This window comes from Peribacillus sp. FSL K6-5616 (assembly GCF_038008245.1).
GTDB classification, from domain to species: Bacteria; Bacillota; Bacilli; order Bacillales; family DSM-1321; genus Peribacillus; species Peribacillus frigoritolerans.
Genome location: NZ_JBBOYT010000001.1, coordinates 3,321,752 through 3,346,380 on the forward strand (window position 1 = coordinate 3,321,752; position 24,629 = coordinate 3,346,380).

17 protein-coding genes, 2 pseudogenes and 1 other annotated feature are annotated in these 24,629 nt (G+C 39.9%); of the genes and pseudogenes, 3 read left to right on the forward strand and 16 right to left on the reverse strand.

The window, feature by feature from the left end:
• Positions 1–115: 115 nt before the first annotated feature.
• From MHB45_RS15920 to MHB45_RS15975, 12 genes and pseudogenes are all read right to left on the reverse strand, one after another.
• Complete coding sequence (locus tag MHB45_RS15920) at positions 116–1,135, reverse strand: rod shape-determining protein (RefSeq protein ID WP_034308871.1); 1,020 nt, start codon at positions 1,133–1,135, stop codon at positions 116–118.
• A gap of 148 nt (positions 1,136–1,283) precedes the next feature.
• Positions 1,284–1,424 (reverse strand): annotated as a pseudogene (locus tag MHB45_RS15925) (JAB domain-containing protein); the annotation flags it as partial.
• Positions 1,425–1,716: 292 nt separating this feature from the next.
• A complete protein-coding gene (locus MHB45_RS15930; protein ID WP_161922300.1) occupies positions 1,717–4,329 on the reverse strand; it encodes a DEAD/DEAH box helicase family protein in 2,613 nt (870 codons plus the stop codon).
• A complete protein-coding gene (locus MHB45_RS15935) occupies positions 4,326–6,263 on the reverse strand; it encodes a site-specific DNA-methyltransferase (RefSeq protein ID WP_338566096.1) in 1,938 nt (645 codons plus the stop codon). The genes MHB45_RS15930 and MHB45_RS15935 overlap by 4 nt, the downstream gene beginning before the upstream one ends.
• 83 nt (positions 6,264–6,346) lie before the next feature.
• Positions 6,347–6,709, reverse strand: coding sequence for a DUF6262 family protein (locus tag MHB45_RS15940; protein WP_161922298.1), 363 nt, complete (start codon positions 6,707–6,709; stop codon positions 6,347–6,349).
• Entirely contained in the window at positions 6,710–8,602 is a 1,893-nt protein-coding gene (locus MHB45_RS15945; RefSeq protein ID WP_161922297.1) for a tyrosine-type recombinase/integrase, read from the reverse strand.
• The gene (locus tag MHB45_RS15950; RefSeq protein ID WP_161922296.1) at positions 8,599–9,690 is read right to left on the reverse strand and encodes a tyrosine-type recombinase/integrase; all 1,092 of its coding nucleotides are present in this window, start codon (positions 9,688–9,690) and stop codon (positions 8,599–8,601) included. The genes MHB45_RS15945 and MHB45_RS15950 overlap by 4 nt, the downstream gene beginning before the upstream one ends.
• A gap of 131 nt (positions 9,691–9,821) precedes the next feature.
• Positions 9,822–10,361 (reverse strand): annotated as a pseudogene (radC, locus tag MHB45_RS15955) (RadC family protein); the annotation flags it as partial.
• A 59-nt stretch (positions 10,362–10,420) separates the two neighbouring features.
• Positions 10,421–10,990: a Maf family protein gene (locus MHB45_RS15960; protein WP_048688933.1), complete on the reverse strand. Its 570-nt coding sequence runs from the start codon at positions 10,988–10,990 to the stop codon at positions 10,421–10,423.
• Positions 10,991–11,178: 188 nt separating this feature from the next.
• The gene (locus MHB45_RS15965) at positions 11,179–12,144 is read right to left on the reverse strand and encodes a hypothetical protein (RefSeq protein ID WP_142953101.1); all 966 of its coding nucleotides are present in this window, start codon (positions 12,142–12,144) and stop codon (positions 11,179–11,181) included.
• 308 nt (positions 12,145–12,452) lie between these two features.
• Positions 12,453–13,205, reverse strand: coding sequence for a prepilin peptidase (locus MHB45_RS15970; protein ID WP_048688927.1), 753 nt, complete (start codon positions 13,203–13,205; stop codon positions 12,453–12,455).
• A 586-nt stretch (positions 13,206–13,791) separates the two neighbouring features.
• Positions 13,792–15,081: a bifunctional folylpolyglutamate synthase/dihydrofolate synthase gene (locus tag MHB45_RS15975; protein WP_048688924.1), complete on the reverse strand. Its 1,290-nt coding sequence runs from the start codon at positions 15,079–15,081 to the stop codon at positions 13,792–13,794.
• A gap of 98 nt (positions 15,082–15,179) precedes the next feature.
• On the opposite strand from MHB45_RS15975, the gene MHB45_RS15980 reads away from it, so the two are divergent.
• Both MHB45_RS15980 and MHB45_RS15985 read left to right on the forward strand, forming a co-directional pair.
• Complete coding sequence (locus tag MHB45_RS15980) at positions 15,180–16,121, forward strand: ATP-grasp domain-containing protein (RefSeq protein ID WP_072273333.1); 942 nt, start codon at positions 15,180–15,182, stop codon at positions 16,119–16,121.
• Positions 16,090–16,935 carry an ATP-grasp domain-containing protein gene (locus MHB45_RS15985; protein ID WP_253349730.1) on the forward strand — a complete coding sequence of 282 codons (846 nt, stop codon included), beginning with the start codon at positions 16,090–16,092 and terminating at the stop codon, positions 16,933–16,935. Before MHB45_RS15980 ends, MHB45_RS15985 begins: the two co-directional genes overlap by 32 nt.
• 56 nt (positions 16,936–16,991) lie before the next feature.
• On the opposite strand, the gene MHB45_RS15990 is transcribed toward MHB45_RS15985, so the two are convergent.
• Positions 16,992–19,643 carry a valine--tRNA ligase gene (locus MHB45_RS15990; RefSeq protein ID WP_034308891.1) on the reverse strand — a complete coding sequence of 884 codons (2,652 nt, stop codon included), beginning with the start codon at positions 19,641–19,643 and terminating at the stop codon, positions 16,992–16,994.
• 41 nt (positions 19,644–19,684) lie between these two features.
• Positions 19,685–19,913, reverse strand: a binding site (T-box leader).
• Positions 19,914–20,139: 226 nt separating this feature from the next.
• On the opposite strand from MHB45_RS15990, the gene MHB45_RS15995 reads away from it, so the two are divergent.
• Entirely contained in the window at positions 20,140–20,331 is a 192-nt protein-coding gene (locus MHB45_RS15995) for a hypothetical protein (protein ID WP_034308896.1), read from the forward strand.
• A 56-nt stretch (positions 20,332–20,387) separates the two neighbouring features.
• Here MHB45_RS15995 and ysxE read toward each other — a convergent pair whose 3' ends face one another.
• The 3 genes from ysxE to hemL form a co-directional block, all read right to left on the reverse strand.
• Entirely contained in the window at positions 20,388–21,458 is a 1,071-nt protein-coding gene (gene ysxE, locus MHB45_RS16000; RefSeq protein WP_226990545.1) for a spore coat protein YsxE, read from the reverse strand.
• A 95-nt stretch (positions 21,459–21,553) separates the two neighbouring features.
• A complete protein-coding gene (spoVID, locus tag MHB45_RS16005) occupies positions 21,554–22,957 on the reverse strand; it encodes a stage VI sporulation protein D (protein ID WP_072273335.1) in 1,404 nt (467 codons plus the stop codon).
• Positions 22,958–23,309: 352 nt separating this feature from the next.
• Positions 23,310–24,599 (reverse strand): glutamate-1-semialdehyde 2,1-aminomutase, encoded by a 1,290-nt coding sequence (gene hemL / locus MHB45_RS16010; protein ID WP_048688905.1) that lies wholly within the window; start codon positions 24,597–24,599, stop codon positions 23,310–23,312.
• Between the last annotated feature and the right edge of the window lie 30 nt (positions 24,600–24,629).

Genomic DNA, 24,629 nt, shown 5'->3' on the forward strand with positions numbered 1-24,629 from the left:
AATTTACTCTATGGTTTTTAAAATTACACTATGGATTTAATGAAACAGCAAAACATAAGAAAACCGGCTCAAAATTGCACCTTTTGTTGAGCCGGCCCTATTTGAGAAGTGATGCTTATCGCGAATCTCTTGATTTAGTCTTGAATAAATGAATGTGGTCCAGCGCTTTTCCCGTTCCGATCGCAACACAATCCAGCGGATTTTCAGCGATGATCACCGGCATTTGCGTTTCTTCACTGATGACTTTATCCAAATTGCGCAGCAAAGCACCCCCGCCTGTCAGTACTATGCCCCTGTCCATGATGTCAGCGGCTAATTCAGGTGGTGTTTTCTCTAAAGTGTTTTTCACGGAATCCACAATTGCAGAAACGGTGTCGCTTAATGCTTTGGATATTTCCTCAGCTGTAATTTCGATCGTTTTCGGTAATCCAGTCAATAGGTCACGGCCGCGAATTTCCATGTTTTCGACGCCTTCGGTGTCTCCAGCAGAACCAATTTCCATTTTGATCGCTTCAGCAGTACGCTCACCGATCATCAAATTGTAGTTCTTACGGATGTATACGATAATGGCATCATCCATTTCGTCACCGGCAATACGGATCGATTGGCTTGTAACGATTCCGCCAAGGGAAATGATGGCCACTTCCGTCGTTCCTCCGCCGATATCAACGACCATGCTGCCTGTAGGCTCCCAAACGGGAAGATCCGCACCGATCGCTGCTGCAAACGGTTCTTCGATAGGATATGCGTCACGGGCTCCAGCTTGTCTTGCTGCATCGATGACTGCACGCTGCTCGACTGCCGTAATTCCAGAAGGCACACAAATCATGACATATGGCTTGTTGCCGAATACGCCCTTCTTTTGAGCTTCCTTCATATAGTACTTCATCATGGTAGCCGTCGTTTCATAATCGGCAATTACTCCGTCCTTCATCGGGCGCAGGGCAACCACGTTACCAGGTGTACGGCCGATCATGTTTTTCGCATCGTTTCCGACTGCAACGATTTGCTTTGTATCTGTTTGCACCGCTACAACCGATGGTTCACGTACTGCGATGCCTTTTCCCTTCACATATACAAGCGTATTCGCCGTTCCTAAATCAATCCCTATATCTCTTGCTCCAATTCCAAACATTATGGTATCTCCCTTTCGTAAACAAAAATGCCTTTTTATAAGTTCAAATAATAATTTGTCGTTTTTTGACAATAAGAGTTTTGAAAAAGTTTCCTCTTTTAAAAATCATAAACAATATTATATCGTATCGTCAAAAATTTTGATAGTGTCATAAATAACCTTTTTCCTTCAAGCTAACATATTTATGTTCCCCGATGATGATATGGTCCAATACTTCAATCCCGATTATTTTACCACATTCGACTAACCTTTTCGTCACTTCAATATCTTCTCTGCTGGGAGATGGGTCTTATCAATAGTAAAGAAGTAAAAATCTTATTAAATTAAGATTTTTACTTTAACTACATATCCTCAACGTTTTTCTTTTTCTCATATTAAACATCAACCCCATTTCAACCTCACGTTTCACATTTATTATGTATCAATATAGCTTTTTTTCCTAATATTTATATTGATTAATGAAACGTTCTGTTCTCCGCCTTAACTAAATCGTAGAACTTCTAATTAATAAAAATTTTAAAAAGCTCTAGAACTTCTGCAATTAGACAATTGACTTAACTTACATAAAAATAAATAAAGCATCAGTCTAAATCAATATCATCGGAATTAAACTCAACCTTTTCAAGTTTATTGTCTAACAATTTTTCTGTGAAATCTTCTTTAAACTCACGTTTTAAATCTGAATTTGATGTGTAAAACTTTATTCCAAGTATCCGGACATTTTCATTTTCGCTTAAAACTTCAACATCAGGGTTTGTAGATAGGGACAGTAGAAAATCCTCTTTCCACTTATCTTGAATTATTCGGTCATCTCCCTTAGGTTCTAAAAAAACTTGATAAGTATAATCAGTGTCTTTCAAATACAACAAGAAATCAGGCATGAACCCTCTTACTCCATCTATTTCAACAATTTTCACTTTACGCTCGTTACGAATTAAATAGACTTCATCATAAACTGCTTTTAATTGTTCTATATAATCAATAATAAAATCAAGCATGCTTTTTTCTAGACCATTTACAATAGCATTATCAAAGACATACCAGTCAAAATTCCCCATAGGACGTGATTCAATGATTTGACTTGTATGAGAAACTGTACTTATTTCAACAACATAATCATCTATTAGTTGAGAGAAGGCTACGCCTTCAAATACTGGTGTTCCACGTTCTTTCATGTAATTTAATCGAATCTTACTTTCAGCATTAGACAAAAACTTTTCAACAACATTTAATCGTTCTTTTGGAGATAGCTCATTCACAGAAAGACCTACCGGTAATGATAGCTTAATCGTTAGAGCACCTAAGAAATTATTACTTACAATAAATTCTTTCATGCTTGAAATGCTAGGAACATAATTTTTTAAATTGTTAAATCGAAAAAACTTATTTCGTTGAAGAGCTTTTTGTAATATAGCTACGCTAACTAATAGTTGTTCTTCGTGTCTCTTAGTTCCGGATAAAGTTTCGTACTTGGAACCATATTGTTTTTCAACAGCAGCGTCATATTCTACCTCATAGGAGGTTGAAACATCGTAATCTTTAAATGATTGATAGTCACCAGAAGTTGTAGGAGTAATCCTATTAATATAAATTTTTCCGTTTTTAAACATTTCTAATTTACGGATTTTTGGTTTAACCTTTGCCTCTAAACGGTAATATTTATCTTCTTTAACTTGTATGTCAGCAGCAGCAAGAGACTGTTCTAAGTTCTTAATATAGGCACTCTCATTAATGGTGTGATAATGAAGGGTTTCGATAATTTTTAGATCGCTTCCGGCAAAATCAAATCGTCTTAGATATGATTTTTCCCCCTCAAGAACAAAAGGATAGTAACGAGCTCCACGACCAATTAATTGCGCTTCACTATCTGTTGCTGTTTTCGTTCCTGCAGCCCCTTCACTGATACGAATAATGTCAAAAAGGTTTAATACATCCCAACCTTCATTTAGCTTTGCTACGGCGAATATAGAACGAATAGGATTATTTAAGTCCTCTAAGGTATTCAGAAGCAATGCATTATTTTCGGATAATAAAGACTGTTCATTTGCATTTAATGTCGTTTCTTTTGTAAAGTCCCATTTTAAGTCACGTATAACTTGTTCTAAATCCTTACCATCATAATAACTATACATTTTACGCCAAATACTTTTTTCACTTTGATGGATAATAAGACCCTTTTGAATAATATCTTGTAATTGATCTATAGTTATATTCTCAACCAACGTTAAGAATTCTATGTTTGCATTCATAGAGGTGGCAACTTTATTGGATTTAAACAAAATAATTGGTTTTAAGTCTATTCCATTGTCTCGAGCTACATATTTACGATATTGACTTAATAACATAGCACTTAACATCTTATTTAAATCATCTTCATTTGTTTGTAACAGAACAACGTTTTTTGAGTATCCATCTTCCATGAACCGTTTTAAATCATATTGATATACAATTTTATTACTATACTTGTTGAATAGGGCATCATTGTTTAAGTCAATGGTTGCTGTAAATTCAATCAGTCGATTGGCTGGGTTCAATCTCAATAAACGACTAATAGTATTTTCCCACGTACGTTCCTCAGCTTCTTTTGTGTTTAATTTTCGCTTATCACTTTTGGTCATAGAATTAATATGATGAGCTTCATCAGCTAATAAGACAATCTTCATATTTTCTAAAGAATCATAGGTAAGGCTATTTTCCTTTGGATTTGTTAGATCAATATGCAACTTTTGAATAGTCGTTAATTTTAAATAGATTGTATTTTCGGAAGGCGTTATCGGAAACACATCTACAATTTGTAACAAAACTTGTTCCCCGTCAATTTCTATCTCAGAACTTTTAAACAGAAACTTAGGTGAAGCTACATTAGTTAAGTTGTCATATGTTTTTTTGATAATAGCATCACTATTTACAAAGAAAATAAAATTTTGTTGTCCCTTTTCTTTAAATAAATACAGTATCGTTGCTGCTAAAACTAAAGTTTTACCAGCACCTGTTGCCATATGAAACAGCAAATGATTAAACGACATGTCAGCATTATCAGAATCCTGAACAAATATGAAATGTTGCAAGGCCTCTTCCTGATATGGACGTATTTCATGATTTAGATTATTGATAATATAATTAGGTATAGTTGGAGGGTTAACAAATAAGTTAAACTGCTTTTTTATTTGTGTGTATAAAATTTCATCGCTCATGATTGCTTACCTTGTGTAGTATTAGAATAATAAGTTCGATTGAATTCTTTTTCTATATCAGAAACATCATAATCAGTATCATCTATTTCAGAATAGTTGAGATAGAGTTGATTAGCATCTAGAGAATTTATAACTATTTTTTTCTGTTCATCTAAAGTTAGACTTTTAAATTCACTGTCATCATTTGTTAAAACATCAAGTGACACCCTATAATCGAAAAAAGCCTTTTCTTTAATATCGTTGAGTAGACTAATTAATTGATCAGTTGTTTCCAACAATTGAATTTGATTTACAAATTGTTGATTTAATTCTTTAAGTTCTGCAAAAACAAAACTTCCACCGCCTGACCAGTTTTCACTTACAGATATACCGCCCATTTCACCATCAATAACTTTTTTTAATCTTTCGACTGTAATATTTTCAATATAATCCATTTGTTCAACGCCAATGTATCTTCTCCCTAATTTATTTGCAACAGCGATAGACGTACCACTACCAACAAAAAAGTCAAGGAACAAATCTCCTTCTTTTGTTGTAAGAGATATTAATCGCTCAATTAATAACTCGTTTTTTGGAAATGCAAACGTATCAGATTCATCAAACAACTCTTTTAAGTGGTTAGTTCCAGTTTTAGTAGATCCAACATCATCTAATACAGTTTTAGGATTAATAACTCCTCTTTCTTTTTTATATTTCAGAATGCCACTTTTGTTAAAATAAAACTCAACTACTTTTTGACCTTTAGAATCAAATGTGTTTTCACCTTTGAACCAATTTTTCATTTGGGTTTTCATAGCCCATCCTGCTTCAAGCTCAACCTCTTCTTCTAAAACTCCATCTTTTGCTTTCATTCTACCTGAAATCAGAAAAGTCTTTTCGCTATCACCCCAAGAATCAATAAGTTCCGTTCCATCTTCGGCATCAAACCTTGTTCCTTTAGGAAAGGTAAATGTACTTGATGGGTTTTTTACACTTATTTTTTTTAGAGCACTATGCTCTATAAAGCCTTCTCCACCTTCAAAATTCGGTAGTTTTGCTTTATTCTTGGCGAATGCTAAAACATATTCATGGGATCTCGTAAAGTGTCCTGCTTGCGTTCCTGTTTTTAAATTCCAAACCAGGTTAGCTAAGAAATTCCCTTTCCCAAAAATCTCATTGCAAAGCAATTTCAATTCTGCCTGTTCTCCGTCATCTATAGAGATTAAAATTAGCCCATCTTCCCGAAGAAGCTTTGATGCTATTTCTAATCTATTTTTCATAAAAGTTAACCATGATGCATGACTAAAACGATCGTTATACTTAAAGCTATCATCACCAGTGTTATAAGGTGGATCGATATAGATTAATTTTACTTGTCCTGCAAACCTTTCATTTAAAGTATGTAATACTATTAAATTATTTCCTTTAATAACGAAATTATCATTGATATCAAAGTTGGTTACTGGATCTATCCCATTTTCACTGAATCTTTTAATCTTTGAAAACACTTTTGGCGCCAACATTACATCAATTTCTTCTCGAGCTAAGACTTTGTGATAATACAACTCTTTCTTTCCCTGCTTTTCTTTTGTCATTCCACCCTCAAGGACACAATCTTTATATGGGAAGTCTAGTACAATATCAGTATTGTATTTTAAATATTTTTCATTACTCGTTAATCCAATTTCATTACTGAACTTTGTATAGCTGTTATCCCAATAATTTTTATAACGTAACATACTTATAAATTCATCAGTTTTAAAAACATGACCACCTTTAAAGTTAAGAGAATATGTTTTATTAACCAATTCGTTTTCAAGAAGACGTTCGAAAAGCTCTTGTTTATAACTCCTTATATCCTCAATTACTTTTGTTTTTATTAATGTCTCTCCATCCCAATATTGTGGAAATGTAGAAAGAACTTTTTTTACCTGTAATAATAATTTAGTTTCCATTTCAAAACTCCCTAATTCTTTATTATTTAGATAATGACTTATCAGGAAAGTAGTACTAAGCTCTATATAAGCCCAAAGACAAACTAAAAATACTTTCCATATAGTTTCTCCACTTCATGCTTTAAATCCCTGTTTTCAGCCTCGAGAGTCTTTATGCGTTCTTTTAAAGACTTAATCAAAATACTCTCCGAACGTGAGTTCTTCTTATTTTTCAGGCTCATCACTTTTCTGACCTGTTGGTTACGTAATGTTTCGATCCTATCCCGAATGTCTTTATTTTTATACAACCAGGATTTTGATACATTTGCTCTAATGGATACAGAATTAAAATTAATCGTTTCGCTCTTTATTGCCATTTCCGATATTGTTTTTTCTACTTTTGTTTTAGTTTTATCCGATTTTTCTTTTGCTAATTTAACAATCTCTTTTGTATTACGCTTTTCCACTTATTTGGACTCCTTTAAAGTGTGGATAATTGTCTCTAATCTATCTTTAACACGTTCATTCGTTTCAATTTGACGTTTCCATTGATTTACTTTTGCTTTGTCCAATAACAGTTTAGTACGTTTTAAGTGTTCTTCATGTTCTCCCAAAAACTGTTTGCTTGTACAAAAGTTTGTGCAATCTAAACAAGCATTCGCGTGTGGACAAGGCCCCGCGATAACCGGCAGACGACAAAAACCATTAGGAAGGGCTTGTGCATTGATATTCTTTTTAAACCACTGAAGATCAGTGCTATCAGCTTCACTTTCCAGTTGCTCCAGATCAAGAATGCTACCGTTATTAGTAACAAGTGTTTCTTTGAATTTCGAAAATTCTTTTTTTAATGTTTCATCAAAAATATAAGCATATCTAGCCGTCATTTCTGGGGATTCATGCCCCAGAAACTTTTGTACAATATGCTGAGGGACTCCGTTATTAATCATACTAGTTCCAACTGTATGCCGAAAGGCATGTGCATGGAATCTAAAAATATTTCCAGCTCTATCAGTTATTTTCTCAGCATAGGCTAATTCATTTAATTTACGCCTAAAAGTATCCTGTTTTAGTGGAGAGCCATCTTTTCGCGGAAACACATATTCACAGTTGTCTGTCACAAAATTTTCTTGATACTCAAGTAATGCTGCAACCTCTCTCGAAATGGGAATAACGTGTTCCTTTTTCATTTTCCACTGATAATACTTTAAAAAATAATCACCTTCGGTGTCTGTTATAATGCTGCCCTTTTTGAGAGTGCAAAGTTCACTTATACGCATTCCGCATTCTTGTAAAACCATAACCATAGTTGCAATATAGGGTTCTAATTTATCTAATTTCCCATTCAACTGTTCAAGTACATATTCGTCTATATAACGAGGTTGTGCCCTAACTAATTTCGGATAATCCTCCGGAAAGATTAGCATTTTAGAAGGAGAATCCTCCCATTCAAATCTATTTATCGTTGAGAAGAATACTTCTAAGCAGGATATTCTCCCCGTAATAGTGCTTGAACTTAACCCCATTTGATTCACTACCGATAAATAGGCTTCAATCTCTTTTCTCGTAAGCTGTTTAATTCTACGGATTTCCTTATAATTTTTACTAATAAAATTAAAAAACTCTTTTAATCTTGAGGCAAAATCATGTACATGAGAAAAACTGACAGTGTTTAACTTAAGTTTGCAATAACGTTTAACAATCTCTTTAAAATAATCACTTTCAAAGTTTTTAAAGTTGACTTTGTACCCATAGGATGTAGGATTGACCTTATCTACTGGTATAGAGAGTTTTCTTCTGTCCCAAACGTCTTTATCCCATTCCTCTCCATCAAAATAAAAATCCTCAAAATACTCCATAAATTGCTTAAGATTAGTGACATAATAAGAGTTTGCCAGTACAGGAACTTTATTTTGATTAACGTCAAGTTTGTAGTTTGTAATGGTCGTTCTCACACCTCTTTCTGATAAGTAGGTGCGATATTCAGTCATAGCTTTACTAATTGGAACATCAGTAATGGAATTAATATTGGGATATTTTAAATTCAGAAACCCCAACATTCTATTTATGACAGTTCCTTTTCTAATCCAAACAGCTTTTGCGTTCCAAGTTCCATTAATTAAATGAACATAAAAAAAGTATTTTAATTCCGTTCTTAACCAGATGTTTTCCACTTTTCCGAATCTTACCCACCTATTTCTCAAAGTTGGATTTTTACATAATTCAATAGCACTAGGATGTGGACAAAGTCTTATATCCCAACTATCTGAAGCCCAAAACCCTTGCAATGAACTATTCATTTCAGCAATTTTTTTATTAATACTTGTGCTGCTTATAAGTTTACGGTTGGTTGATGGTTTCATTGTTTTTCATCTCTCTCCTGTAGATATTTTTTGAATTCTTTTTTCATATCTTGGTCAGAGAGATGAACGTAGGTATTGAGTGTTGTTTGCACTTGAGCATGTCCCAATCTCTTTTGCACATGCGCCGTATCCCAGCCACTTCTAATTAGTTCTGTGGCATGTGTATGACGAAGCATATGAGCAGTAAATGGTATCTCTGTTCGTTTGGACAACCTCCGAATAAGATCCAATACACTTTGATACTTTAATGGCTTTCCGAAGTAAGATTCTTTAAGATTAATAAAAATGTAGTTATGTTCTAAATCGTCTCCATATTCATGTACTATATAGTCTGTATATAGCGTCATTAATTCTTTACTAACATGTATTACTCTTTCATTTCTCTGCTTTATGTAAGCTCCGTTTTCATTTTCCTCTCTTGGTGTGATACGAATCTCATTATCCCAAGTAACAATGTCTTCAAGCCAAAGAGATAGCACTTCTCCTATACGTAATCCGCCTTCATACATCAACATAATGAGCAGCTTATCTCTTTTTGTATAACATGCATTCACAAGAGTTTTAACATCTTCATGCCCCAATGTCTTAAGTTTTTTCTTTTTAACCCTTAATTTCAGTATGTTTTTCTGATATGATTTCCCCTTGTTAATATGGTGTAAAAGTCCTTTAAAGTTATTACCCCTTGCTTCTTTAGACATATTAACTGTTTTATAGTCCCCTGAACGCCCTAAGTACTCTAAATAGCTAACTGTAGCATCGAGTATTGAATTAACCGTTGTTTCTTCTCTTTTTGCTTCTTTAGGTTGTAAGTTGATTACTTTTACATCCCCCGTTGGATTCCTTAGCCACCCAATAAAACCTGCCAGCTCTTCAAAGTTAAGATTCCCTAATGTAATTTCCTTTTGGTCCATATATTCGTAAAACAGTTTTAAATGATAACAGTATGTTTTTATCGTATTTGGAGCTTTCCCTGTATTGTCTAAAAATTTTATATATCTCAATACCGGTTCTACAACTTCATAGTTCTTATCCAACAGTATAAATAGTGGATACTGTTTGTCCTCTACTAACACCTTTTGTACCTTCATTTCCACACCAACCTTAAGTACTTTAACTACTATTAATATTACCATTATATATTTCGTAGCTAAAGAACCAAAAATAAAAAAACCTAAACCTTGAATACTTAGAGCACTCTAGTTTAGGATACTATGTTTAAGGGGTCTCCGGAGGGGTGGTTATGAAGACAAATGATAGAGGCAGCTGACCTTTTGAAAGCCTCTTTAAAGACCTCGCGCGGATGCACGATCGAGGCATTGAGGCTCCCGATGAATACCGTAGTTTTTTGTAGCACTTGATTTTTCGTATTTAAATAGAGACAGACGAAATGTTCCTGTGATAAAAACCGCATTTCCTCCATGCAATAATTAGCTCCATCTTCAGGAGATCGAATCACATAACGGTCTTGGTCATTCAAATTGTTAATTCTCCTGCCAAGTTCGACGGAGGCCAGGATTTGTATCGCTTTTGCTTCACCAATCCCTTTTATCACGGTCAGTTCTTCCACTGAGGCTTCTTTTAACAGGCGCAGGCCCTTGAAGGAATTGATGAGTCTGCCGGATAGTTGCAGGACTGATTCTTCCCTTGATCCTGTCCTCAATAGCAAAGCAAGCAATTCCTGATTGGAAAGACTTTGTGGCCCGTCCTGTAGAAACCTTTCGCGCGGCCTCTCTTCTTTCGGGTAATCCCGTATTAACATTTTTTCGCTCAAAAGATCAACCCTTCCTTAGAAAAGGGAAGATGCCAGAGGAAATCAGATTATCCTAACTCTTCCTGCATCGCTTTAAGTTCCCGGGCCAGCCTTGAGACCGGAAGCCCGACGACTGAGAAATAGTCCCCTTTGATTTGTTTGACAAGAAGAGATCCGTATCCTTGAATCCCATAGCCGCCAGCTTTGTCAAAAGGTTCCCCGCTATCCAGATATCGTTCGATTTCAGCTTCTGGCAGCTCCCAAAATGTCACTTCCGTTTTTTCTGCGAATACTCTGCGATGCTTGCCGAACAGGATGACGACACCTGTGTATACTTCATGTGTCCGTCCTGATAACATTTCCAGCATTCTTTTTCCGTCGGCCCTGCTTACCGGCTTACCCAAGATCTCACCATCAAGGACTACAACGGTATCCGAGCCGATTACCCAGCTATCCTGAAATTTTGCTGCGATGGCTTCCGCTTTACGGGATGCCAGTTCTTTCACCGCTGCATCAGGACACATGTTTTCATCAATACTTTCATCAACATTGGAATTCATGCTTTCAAAGGGGATTTGAAGAAATTGCAGAAGTTCTTTACGACGTGGTGATGAAGAAGCTAAAATCAATGGCTGCATAATATAAAAGTCACCTTTCTTTACATAGGGAGATACATATCTATCCTATCAAATAATGGTGCAATCCACAATTATTGTTTACTAGGAATCGACAAATGCCTGTAAGTATTTCCCGGAAAATAAAAAAGGTGTCACAGATGGTTTCATATTGGGAGGCTTGTCCCATTAGGCAGCCCCCCCTTTTTTCTTTACTTTTGGTAATTCAATAAAAAATTCAGAAGACTTTCTTGAGCCTGGAATAGCTTTTCTTCATTTTTGGAAGTCTCATATTCATCAATCGACTTTGCTGCAGCAGTCAGGTCATCGTTCATCTTTGAAAACGCCGGCGATAATTTCCCCACCTTCAGTTCATCCATGTTTTTTTTCAGGGTTTCCCCGTTTACCGTCCCTGCCTTTCCGCGAAGCTTTGTTGCGGATGTTTCTGCCAACGAAGCATATACTGCTTTCATCTTGTCGAGGGTTTTTTCATCTTCTTGGCTTGTCCCGGCCGCTTCAAAATTGATTTCCTTCCAATATACATCCACATCATATGACTTTAAGAACAAGGCCAGTTCTTTACTTGCAGCTAGACTCTCTGCCGATCCCAGAAATAGATAATAGCTTTCTTCCAATTTGAAGATTTCAGCAGGAACCTGCTTTTCAATGATTTTCTTTTGAATTTGCCTTGCCGCATCCTCGCTGCTGAATACTCCTCCCTGTACAAGGAATGTCTTCAGCTGGTTTCCCGGTTCAGTCACTGCCGCTTTTTTATCTTCAACGGTGGCTTCAGTTGGAATCGGGGTCTCGACCGAAGATACTTCGGCTTTTTCCTTTGTAATCGTTTTAACGGCGATCAAGCCAAGAATCGACCCAAAAAACACAGCACAAATGACTGCGATCATGAATGTCTTGATCGGTCTTTTATCCGAGCTTTTCAGTGACCCGGTACCAAAACCGATGAGCTTCGGCATTTTCTTCTTTGGCGGTGTGGGTACCAATACAATCTTGCTTTCATTTGAATCCTCAGGGAGTATCCATTCGAAACTCTCATCAGTTTGTTCCTGTTCCTGCTCCTTACTCGCCGCCTCTTGACTTTCAATTTTTTTATCGGCAAATACTTTTTCTTCCCCATTTATTTTAATCGTTACACCCTTGCTTTGTTCCGGCTTGCCCAATTTTTTTCCTCCCCTCCAGATCATTTTTTTCATCCTAACATAGAGGTAAAAAAAAATAACAAGACTTTTGTCGTCTTGTCATTAATAGGTTTCGTCAAATTTCCCTATTCATATATGGGTAACAAAAAAGGAATTCCAGGTACTGGTACTATTGCTTCATGAAACCATTCCATATCACCTCTCACCAATTACATACATCCCTCTATCATTTCATAATCTCTTGCCTCCAAATGGGGATGGTTCCCTACTGAGCCATTATTCAGGTGATTTTTGACAAATTCCTCTTGGATCAGGATGGTCCTTTAAGCTCATCTTAAAAATGTTACATACCAATGTAATAGCGAATCGCCCCAAAAATAAGCAGTCAATGTCCCAAAAACGATATACGGTCCGAAAGGAATAAGGGTTTTCTTTTTTAAGATTCCGGTCAGCAACCCGATGATGCCAAGCAATGCCCCATAAAAGCACGCAAAAAGCAAAGATAACAGCACCATCTTCATTCCCAATACGAAGCCAATCACTGCAAACAGCTTGATATCACCGCCACCCATGCCACCCTTACTCACGACCGCGATTGATGACAGCAGGCTAAAACCAACCGCTGCCCCGACAATTGAATCCCACCAGGGCGTCAGTGGAAATGAGACTCTTAAAACAATAAAAATCACTATAAAGAAAAGCAGTATTTTATCGGGTATGAGCATATAGGCGACATCAGTCACGAAGATGATCATAAATAATGAAATCAATATCCAGCCAACCAACAGTTCGCCCGACCAGCCAAGGAATATCGGAGCAGAGGCAAACAAAACGCCGGTCAGCATTTCCACGGCCGGATAAAGGGGGGATATCCTTGCTTTACAGCCCCGGCATTCACCGACTTGCAACATATAAGAAATAACCGGTATCAACTCGAAGAATGTCAATGTACGCCCGCAAGAAGGGCAGGCGGAGCGACGATTCGCGAATGAATGACCAGCTGGAACACTTAAACCGACAACGTTAAAGAATGAGCCTAAAATCAAGCCCAATACGAAGAGATAGATATGGATAGCCATCATTTATACAAAGTGCATGAGGATTCGATTGCCTTTGTTTGAAACCCTGATATAAAAGTCCCTTCCGCTATGTAATTAACCATTGGGTTCTTCATGCTCATCCCTCCCGTCATTTTATTAAGCAGATCCTACTATTCAACATATATATGGAATGCAATATATAAACATATTTTAACAAATAAACTGGGTGATTTGTCATCAATCACTCTATTGGAGTTTTTTCTTTTCAAGAGACTCTGTTAACAAGAGAAAAGGACCTTTGAATACATATCTTTCACCAAATCATAAATGAAAGTGAAGTCAATGACTGCCTCAATTTACGAAAACAATAAAGACTTTTGGCAAAAGGGTTCTATATAAAAGTTAAACAAAGTTGATTGGAGTGGGTGTTGGGAGACTCCTGCGGGAAAAGCGAGTCCAGAGGAGACCCCGCAGGCGCAAACGCGCCGAGGGCGGACCGCCCGCGGAAAGCGAGTGCCCTACGTTCCAATCAACGTTTAAATTGCACAACTCCCCTAAAAAACTGCAGGCAAACTCGCTTTACTTTGGTTTCCATGATAAAATGCCTCATTACGGCAATGCACATTATTTAGGCATCTTCTCTGATCAGGAACTCCCTCACAAGTGAAAGGAAATGAAGGGACCCAGTAATGACAAGAATCTCTTTATCCCCCGTTTTCCTTCTGCCTTCCGTTATCGCCGCCTGCCAATCCTTGTTTATACTTTTATTTGGATGACTGCATTTTTCATAAAGCGTTTTCGCATCCGCCGCCCGTTCGTGGTCGAATTCGGTAATGATGATTTCCATCGCCCCCGTTTCCAGTCCATGAAGCATCTCGGAATAGTTTTTATCTTTAAATGAACTGAATACGAATCGGTACTTATAGCCGGGGTAATGCACTTTTAGCGTTTCCTTCAGTACGTCGATTCCAGCAGGATTATGTGCACCATCAATGATCACCAATGGCCCATCCGATATTTTTTCAAAGCGTCCATCCCATTTCGCTGCCCCTATTCCTTCAAGGATGCTTTTTTCATCGATATTTTCCATTCCTACTGTGACAGCAGCAATGGCCAGTGCCGCATTCTCCATTTGATGACGGCCCAGCATCTGCATTTCCACATTTTCGATTGACCTGTCGGCAAGCGAAAATGAGAAACTTTGCCCACGTTCACTTCGCTTCATATTGCTAACACGAAATTCTTTACCCAATTGGTAATAAGGTACGCCTATAGCTGACGCCTTTTCTTCAATTACTTTTGCTGGTTCCCCGGCTGTGACTCCGCTGATGACCGGCGCCCCGCTTTTTATGATGCCTGCCTTCTCAAAAGCAATTTCCCCAAGTGTGTTACCCAGGATGTTCGTATGTTCCAAAGAGATCGAGGTAATGATCGAAAGAAACGGCTGGATGACATTCGTTGTATCAAGCCTGCCTCCTAAACCGGTTTCCATCAAAACCAAATCGACTTCCTTTTTGCTAAAATAAGAGAATGCCATGGCAGTCAAAATTTCGAACTGAGTGGGACCATTCCCCTTGCTGTCCATCTCATGGATGATCGGCCAAAGCTTCCGGAAAACATCGATGAATTCCTGATCACTGATTTCATCCTCATTTACCTTCAGCTGTTCATTCATCCGTATTAAATAAGGAGAAGTGAAGGAAGCGACCCGAATTCCTTGTGCAAGCAGAATTTCTTTAATATATTGCAGTGTCGATCCTTTCCCGTTGGACCCTGCAATGTGAATATACTTTAGCTCCTTGTGCGGGTCGCCTAATTCAGTTAACAAAGTTTCCATCCGTGACAGGCCAAAATTCATGCCCAATCGAATTTGGCGCCGTTCAAAAAATTGATTGATTTCTTTCATGGTTGTAACCATTATCGTGGAGCCTCCTCTTTCTTTATACCGCTCTTATGCGTTAAGATTATTTTATCAATATATGAACGATTAACCTAGATGAAAGGTAGTGTTTCACCATGAAACCTTCAGATTTCCACTGTTGGATTGTCGTCAACGGCTATTTACAGCATGATAAGTTTTCCAGTTTAGCTTTGTTCATTAAAGAGGCGGCTGAAAGGAAAGATATCATGGCAACCCTTATCCGCAATTCAGATCTCATGCCCATAATCGAAAAAGGAGTGCCGCTGCTTAAAGGAACCTTTGATAAGCTGCCGGATTTTGTTCTGTTCATGGATAAAGACATTCATTTGGCGCGCCATTTGGAATTGCTCGGCATCCCCGTATATAACAGCAGTGCAGCAATCGATATTTGCGACAGTAAAGCAAAAACACATCAAGCCTTAACAGGGCATGGGATACCGATGCCGAAAACCATATTTCCCCCTTTTACGTACGAAGGGATTGAAAGGGTCAATATGGATGCTTTTATCCAAATCGGCAATGAACTCGGGTATCCTCTTATCGTTAAGGAAGCATACGGTTCTTTTGGGGAACAAGTATATTTAATCCAAACAGAGGATGAGTTACTGAAGACGATCCGTGATCTTGGCCACAAACCATTTATCATCCAGGAATTCATCGAGCACAGTAAAGGTCGGGATATTCGCGTGAATGTCGTGGGCAATCAAGTCATAGCAGCGATGCAACGTCATTCCGAGCAGGACTTCCGAGCTAATATGACTGCCGGGGGGCAGGCTGCACCATATATCCCCACCAGTGAAGAAGCACAACTTGCCATTCGATGTGCGCAAATTCTGGGTGCCGACTTCGCTGGCGTCGATTTGCTGTTTGGTGAAGAAGGTCCGCTTTTGTGCGAAGTGAATTCAAATTCGCATTTATTGAACATTTATGAATGTACAGGCATCAACATCGCCGATAGCATGTTCGATTATATCTTGAAAGAATTAGGAAAAGGAAGTGCACCAGATGAAAAAACAAGCAGGCTGGTTGATTTATAACCGTGAGGATGCCTTGAAAAATAAAGGATACATAGATTGGATGCTTGACGAAGCCAGTAAGCTTGATCTTGATTTACACTTTCACTTTCGGGAAGACCTTAGGATCGGTCATCGTTTCAACAAGTTATATGTTGAACATGAGATGCAGCCAATTTCATTGCCGGACTTTGCCATCGTCCGGACCATCGATCCTTTTTTTACAAAGCAACTTGAGCAATTGGGGATTGCTTGCTTTAACTCCTCCTTCGTATCGGAAATCGCGAATGACAAAGCAAAGACGCATCAATATTTGTCCTCGCTGGGGATTCCAATGGCCGATACCGTTTATTGTAACGGAAGGCCGAGTGCCAATGAGATGGAGCTCCCTTTCATTGCTAAAGAAACTAGCGGCCGCGGCGGGAAACAAGTATTTCTAATCGAGCATGCCGATGATCTTGCTCAACTGAATGATGGGAATTGGATAGTCCAAAAACCTGGCTTATTCGGTAGGGATATCCGCGTTTTTGTGGTTGGTAATAAAGTGAAGGCTGCTGTACTCAGGGAATCCGCTTCCAGTTTCAAGGCGAATTATACGCTGGGCGGATCGGCTTCGCTATATGAGCTGACTGCATCTGAATTAGCCCTTGTTGAAAGAGTAATGAGGTCATTTGATTTCGGCATGGTCGGTATCGATTTCATATTTGCCGAAGATGGCAGCCTCATGCTGAACGAAATTGAGGATGTCGTCGGGAGCCGGACATTAAGTGCACTAAGTGATATGAATATCGTATGGGAGTACCTTACATTCATAAAAGAAAGCATATCCTCTTCTTAAATAGCATGTAAACAGAAAAAGGATGAACCGGCTTCAAGCTGGTTCATCCTTTTGTTTTACAGTTGTTTCAGTTCGCTGATCCTGTGGATTACAGAGTCGCGTTTTTCGCTATAGTCTTTTTCCTTGGCACGTTCTTCTTCGATGACGCTTGCCGGCGCCTTTTTAACGAAGCCCTCGTTGCCTAATTTTTTCTGTACACGCTCAACTTCTTTATTAAGTTTGTCGAGTTCTTTTTCAAGACGTTTCACTTCTTCGTCAATATTGATCAGTCCTGTAAGCGGAAGGATTAGTTCTACACCAGTTACGACAGCTGTCATGGCTTGAGCAGGCTCTTCGACTTCGATTCCGATCGTCAATTGTTCAGGATTACAGAAACGCTCGATATAGCTGCTGTTTTTCTGTAATGTCGCTAAGATGGCCTCATCTTTCGCTTTTAAAATCAAATTGATTTTTTTGCTTAGCGGTGTGTTCACCTCAGCACGGATATTACGGACGGAGCGGATGATTTCAACAAGCAGCTTCATTTCCTCGGCTGCAGCTGTATCTGTCAACTCTTCATTCACTTCCGGCCAAGCGGCAACAGTGATGGACTCACCTTGATGCGGTAGGTTCTGCCAGATTTCTTCGGTAATGAACGGCATGAACGGGTGTAACAATCTCATTGTGTTATCCAGTACATACGCCAAGATCGAGCGCGTCGTTTTCTTAGCCGCTTCGTCTTCTCCATATAGCGGAAGCTTCGCCATTTCAATATACCAGTCACAGAAGTCATCCCAAATGAAGTTGTATAGCACACGGCCCACTTCACCAAACTCATAACGGTCCGCAAGTCTGGTTACGTTGGAAATCGTTTCATTCAAACGCGTCAAGATCCACTTATCGGCCACAGACTTCTCACCGCTTAAATCGATTTCGTCATACGTCATGCCATTCATGTTCATCAAAGCAAAACGGGATGCGTTCCAAATCTTATTGGAGAAATTCCAAACTGCTTCGACTTTTTCCGTACTATAACGGAGGTCCTGGCCTGGCGAGCTGCCCGTAGATAAGAAGTAACGCAGGGAATCGGCACCGTATTGATCGATGACATCCATCGGATCGACACCATTGCCAAGCGATTTACTCATCTTGCGCCCCTGTTCGTCACGAACCAGACCGTGGATCAGCACATCTTCAAATGGTCGTTCACCTGTGAACTCAAGAGCTTGGAAAATCATCCTCGATACCCAGAAGAAAATGATATCATAGCCTGTCACAAGTGCCCCGGTTGGATAGTAACGTTGGAAATCGACACTGTCCTTGTCAGGCCAGCCCATAGTCGAGAACGGCCATAATGCCGAGCTGAACCATGTATCAAGCACATCTGTATCTTGTTCCCAGTTTTCAGCGTCCGCCGGCTCTTCATGACCTACATACACTTCACCTGTTTCTTTATGGTACCAGGCGGGAATGCGGTGACCCCACCAAAGCTGACGGGAAATGCACCAGTCGCGGATATTTTCCATCCAATGCAGGTATGTTTTCTCGAAACGGTCCGGTACGAAATGAACTTTTTCCTCATCGGTTCCTTTTTGAAGCTCAACGGAAGCATCAGCCAACGGCTGCATCTTAACGAACCATTGCGTCGAAAGATATGGTTCAACAACAGCACCGCTTCTCTCTGAATGGCCTACTGAGTGAAGGTGATCTTCGATTTTGAAGAGTACTCCTTCTTCCTGAAGGTCCTTGACGATTTGCTTACGGCATTCAAAACGGTCCATGCCTTCATATTTACCGGCCTTTTCATTCATCGAGCCATCTTCATGCATGACAAGGATGCGCTCCAAATCGTGACGGTTCCCGATTTCGAAGTCATTCGGGTCATGAGCAGGAGTAATTTTGACCGCGCCTGAACCGAATTCCATATCGACATAATCATCACCGACAATCGGGATTTCCCGGCCTGTAATTGGCAAGCGGACCTTTTTGCCGATCAAGTGTTTATAACGGTCATCTTCAGGGTGTACAGCAACAGCAGTATCGCCAAGCATCGTTTCTGGACGGGTGGTGGCAATTTCAATTTCACCCGATCCGTCAACCAATGGATATTTCATATGGTAAAATGCGCCCTGCACATCTTTGTAAATAACCTCGATATCGGATAACGCCGTTTTCGTTGATGGATCCCAGTTGATGATGTATTCGCCGCGATAAATCAAGCCCTTGTTATAAAGCGAAACGAACACTTCGCGAACTGCTTTTGAAAGCCCTTCATCCAGAGTGAAACGTTCACGTGTATAATCAAGTCCAAGACCTAGCTTTGACCATTGTTCACGGATATGGCTCGCATATTCCTCTTTCCATTTCCATGTCTCTTCCACGAATTTTTCACGCCCAAGGTCATAACGGCTCACGCCATCCGCACGAAGTTTCTGTTCTACTTTCGCTTGAGTGGCGATACCGGCATGGTCCATGCCTGGTAACCATAAAACATCATAGCCCTGCATCCTTTTCATGCGTGTCAATATATCTTGAAGTGTCGTATCCCAAGCGTGGCCAAGATGCAGCTTACCTGTAACGTTAGGCGGCGGGATGACAATCGTATATGGTTCTTTTTTATCGTCACCCGTCGTTTCGAAAAACTTTCCATCAAGCCACCATTTGTAGCGGCCTTTCTCTATCGTCTGCGGATCATATTTAGTCGGCATTGAAATTTGGTTCTCTTCCATATCATTTCCTCCTTTTGGGCATAAAAAAACTTCCATCATCACAAAAGGACGAAGGAAGTTGTTCGCGGTGCCACCTTTTTTCCGAAAAAGAAAAAAATCCCTTTCGGCTCTCAAATCGGATAACGGCTCTTCACCGGCCTTCGCTACTAAGAAGTTCACGAAGACTGCTCGCGGACGACTTCGGATGCTGCTGCCTGGAAACCTCGCACCAATTTGGTTTCCTCTCTGAAAAGTGCATTTCATCTTACTATTTCCGGTCTTTGCATTGATTTATATTCATATGTAAAAACATTGAATGCATATAGTATATAGTACAAAAAACATGGGGCTCCAGTCAATCATCTTTTCGCTTACTTTCTCAGGAATCATCCCATTTGATGCATTCATGTTCATTTTCTTTATTTTATCCTCCAGGAACAGTGAATGTGACGGCTGTTTCACCTTTTTCACTGCCCACCCATAGAATATAAGAAGTCCTAAAAAGGAAGGTAATATTATGAAGCGAAGATATACTCCCTATACTTTACCGCCTTGGGTGAAAAAATTCCGCGGTGTCTGCCAGCAGTTCATCGTCCCCTTTATCGTATTCCAAGGATTACGTACGCTGATTTTCCCGACTTTCTTCGATATGCTCCTGCTTATCGCGTTTATTTTCCTGGCCATGTCTTTGTATTTCGAATGGATTTAATTATTCCCTTACAGCAAAAAAATATACATGACTGGAGATGATCCAATCATGTATATTTAGCTTGGGGGTGATTGTTCTTCTTTGGCAGCCTCGGCAGCGGCCTTTTTCTTCTGTTCGATTTCTTCGATTCTCATCACCATATATTCAATATTTTTCAAAAGCCAAAATTGCCGCTGCAGTTGCGTGACATTATCAAGCTCTGAACGATGGCCCCTGCCATCGGAATAACCCTTCACTAATTCCAAAGCTGATCCAGGGAATGCCAGATAACTTTGCATGAGCAGCAATTCTTCTTCTTTTAACGGAAAATAACGAAAATAGTTATATAGCCAGTCAACACAGTCATCGCATTGGACAGGATAGGTCCTGGCCGATTTAACGAGAAATGGCAGTAAATCGAAATGCGGCGGAGCCGTATTCGAATTCTCAAAATTGATGAAGTAGCCATATCCCCGCTCATCATAAACGAAATGCTTCAAAGAAACCTTTCCGTGCGTTACCACGGTTCGAACCTTTTCACTATCCTTCGTTTTTTCATACCAGGTTTCAAACTTCTTGATCGAGTACTTCAGAGCCTGTGAAATATCAGTGTAGAAAGAACAAACCGTCAGTTCGAATGGAGACATATACCACTTCTTTTCACAGCTGACAATATACTCTTCTATAAATTCCTTTTCGTTATTCCAGGCATCAAGCGTCCGCTCATAATGGGCTTCCCGTTCCTCAATATCCACTTGTATTTCCTTAACGGAAAGTGTATGCATCCGAGCAAGCTCCCTGAACAATTGCTTATGCTTTTCATCCCGCTCCCCGTCCCTTTCATCATTGAGCCAGGGCATCAGGTAATACAAACGTCCATTATGAAGAACGGCGTAACGCTGATCCATCGTTTGATAAATGGGAACGATTCGATTATAGCCGCGATGGTACAGTTTTTGAACATTTTTGATAAAATCAATGCCGTTATGCGGTAACATGGATTTCAAGGCAAATGTACCGCGATCACTGTATACTTTTTTCACACGCCCGAAGTCCTCGATATATTGTACATACATGGCATATTCCTTCAATACGGTCTCCGTGTCCCGATCCCGATTGGCAGGCTGCTGATTCTCGTTTTCCCTCACGAGACTCACTCACTTTCTCTAAAAAAACTAAACAATCCGATTCCTCTAGCATTTAAAAAACAGGAGCAGAGCATATGCCCTGCTCTCTGTCCCGGTCAATTCTTATACGCAACCGCCTTCGGTATATAAATGACTTGCCCTTCATGGACGTTCTGATTCGACTCCAATTCATTGCTGAAAAGTATCGATTGAACCGTAACATCATATCGCTGAGCCAAGTCATCAAGCGTTTCCCCTTGCTGAACAATGCAAACCTTCATCCTTACCAGTTCTTCTTCTTGTTTCCGTCCGAATAAATCCATGATGGAAAGCTGCTTTTCATCATGATCGGCCGTTTCTTTTTCATCACGTTCCGCTGCTTGTTTCCTGCCTTTGAAATTCTTACCCTCCTTAGCCGGAGGCGCAGGTCTTTCCCTCTTTTTGAATAGATCGCTTATGGACGAATTGGATTCCTCTTCCTGCTCCACCTTCACATTCTCATTAAGGATAGGACCCGCTGCAACAGCATCGTCTTCCTGCCGGATGACATCCTCGGTTTCTAAATTTGAAACTGGGCTACTTTGATGATTGGTTGCTTGACTTGGTTCTTCTTCTACTTCTTCTATAAATGTCACTCTAGGAATCTCCAAGGAATCCTGCCTGCTTGGTTCTTCCTCCAATTTTGCCTCTCCCATGAAAGGTACCTTTTCCGTGGAGTCAGGCGGATCACCAATCACTTCTTCCTCTACAGCTTCGACTTCTTCCTGTCTATGCACTTCCGTTTCCCATTCCTCCTCTTCAGGATATGGTGAAACGGGAATTTCAAAAACGGGAGCATTATGCTGATCGCTTAAATAAATCGGTTCCTCTTCTTCTTCTTCTTCATTTGCTTCAGAAACCCGTTTTGACTCTGCAGTAAAAGGCGCGTATAACTCTTCTTCCTCCTCATCACGGAAAACGGGCTGAAAATCCGGGATTGGCGGCACTGCCGCTGCATAAGGAATATATGACTCATTTTCCCCATCCGTTTCTTCCTGATCCTCCGTTTCCCCAACTTCCTGCTCAGTATCAAACCGTTCTTCCACATATGAATCATTATAGATTCCGGTTATCAAAAGGTCCGCCTGCAATTTCAAGCAGTTATGCTCTGGCATGGCATAGTCAAAGCTTTGAATCGAGACATCGACCTCATCCAAAGAGGCAATCCGATTATTCGGAATCGTTATATCAACCGGAAAACGGTGTGTGAACTCATTAAGTCCATTGGGATGCCTCTCGACCTTTTGAACCGCCTTTGGCAAAAAGGTCTGCGAAAACTCCTCTTCTTCACCATTTTGCGAGTCTTTGTATTCACCGCTTAAATCTAACGAGCCTCGTATAAAAACATATTGATCACTTTCTTGAATCGACACATTTGGATCAAGGGAAATCGAGTATAGCTCAGCCACTTCCTGTCCCTTCTGGAACCAAACGGATTCCTCTAAAGAAAATCGTAAATACGATTCATTTTCTTGCGACAAGACAACTCCTCCTTTCAGCTTCATGAAACGGTACCTATACCAATATCAATCTATGAAGACAGGAAGCTGTTTATTCCTTAATTTCATTTGCAGCACTCCTTAGGTATTCCCTGAACCTTTTAAAAGAAGGAGGTTCAATTTTCAGGCTAAAATAAAGGGGAATAACATTCAGCTTGAAAAATCAACTCGACCTACCTCCAATTAATTCGGCCGTGAACGTTAGATTCGGTTCTTACACATATGGATTGAATTCAAAAAAAACTGGCTGCCTTTCTCCAAAAGTTTTTGGAAAAATGGTAGCCAGTTCAAATTTATCATTATCGAATATCGCGGAAGCTCATGAAGCCTTGAATCATTTTTTTAATTTGGCAAAAGCCTGTTCTGCCGCTGCAATGGTTTTTTCGATATCTTCATCACTATGTGCAGTGGAAAGGAATAACCCTTCAAACTGTGACGGCGGCAAGTAGATGCCTTGATTCGCCATTTCCCTATAGTAGGAAGCAAAGAACTCTAAATCGGATGTTTTTGCTGTATCATAGTTTACGACATCTTCATTAGTAAAGAAAAGTCCAATCATGGAGCCGGCACGGTTGAATGTATGGGGAACACCGTACTTATCCGCTGCCGCTCCAATTCCTTTTTCGAGCATATCCCCTTTTCGGGTGAACTCATCATAAGATTCTGGAGTCAATTGGCTCAGCGTTTCAAGGCCGGCCGTCATGGCAAGAGGGTTACCAGACAATGTTCCCGCTTGATAGATTGTCCCACTCGGGGCAATTTGTTCCATGAATTCGCGCTTGCCTCCGAATGCTCCGACAGGCAAGCCGCCGCCAATTACTTTCCCAAGGCAAGTCAGGTCAGGTACGATGCCAAAATAGCCTTGTGCACAATTATAGTCGACACGGAACCCTGTCATGACTTCGTCAAAGATCAATAGAGCCCCGTATTGGGTCGTCACTTCACGTAAGCCTTCGAGGAAACCAGGTTGTGGCGGAACCACGCCCATGTTCCCTGCAACAGGTTCTACGATGATACAGGCGATGTCTTCGCCAAATTGTTCAAACGCATATTTGGTTGCAGCAAGATCATTATATGCTACGGTAATCGTATTTTTTGCAATGCCTTCCGGTACACCAGGGCTATCCGGTAAACCTAATGTTGCAACGCCGGAACCCGCTTTGATCAGCAATGAATCGCCATGGCCATGATAGGAACCTTCGAATTTCAGGATTTTATCACGGCCTGTTATGCCTCGTGCCAGCCTAAGGGCACTCATCGTCGCTTCGGTTCCTGATGATACCATCCGGATCATTTCAATCGAAGGCACCCGTTCCATGACCAACTTGGCCAGTTCATTCTCAATCAGTGTAGAGGTTCCAAAGCTTGTACCTGACTCCGCTACTTTTTTCAATGATTCCACGACACGGTCATTCGTGTGACCCAGGATGAGCGGTCCCCATGAAAGAACATAGTCGATATATTCATTTCCATCGATATCATACATTTTCGAGCCTTTTCCACGCTCCATGAAAATGGGATCCATGTCCACAGATTTGAAGGCACGTACCGGGCTGTTCACGCCGCCTGGCATCAAATTTTTTGCTTCGGCAAACGCTTTTTTCGATTTTTCATATGACCGCATGATTCAATCCCCTTTTTCCATTACAGGTTA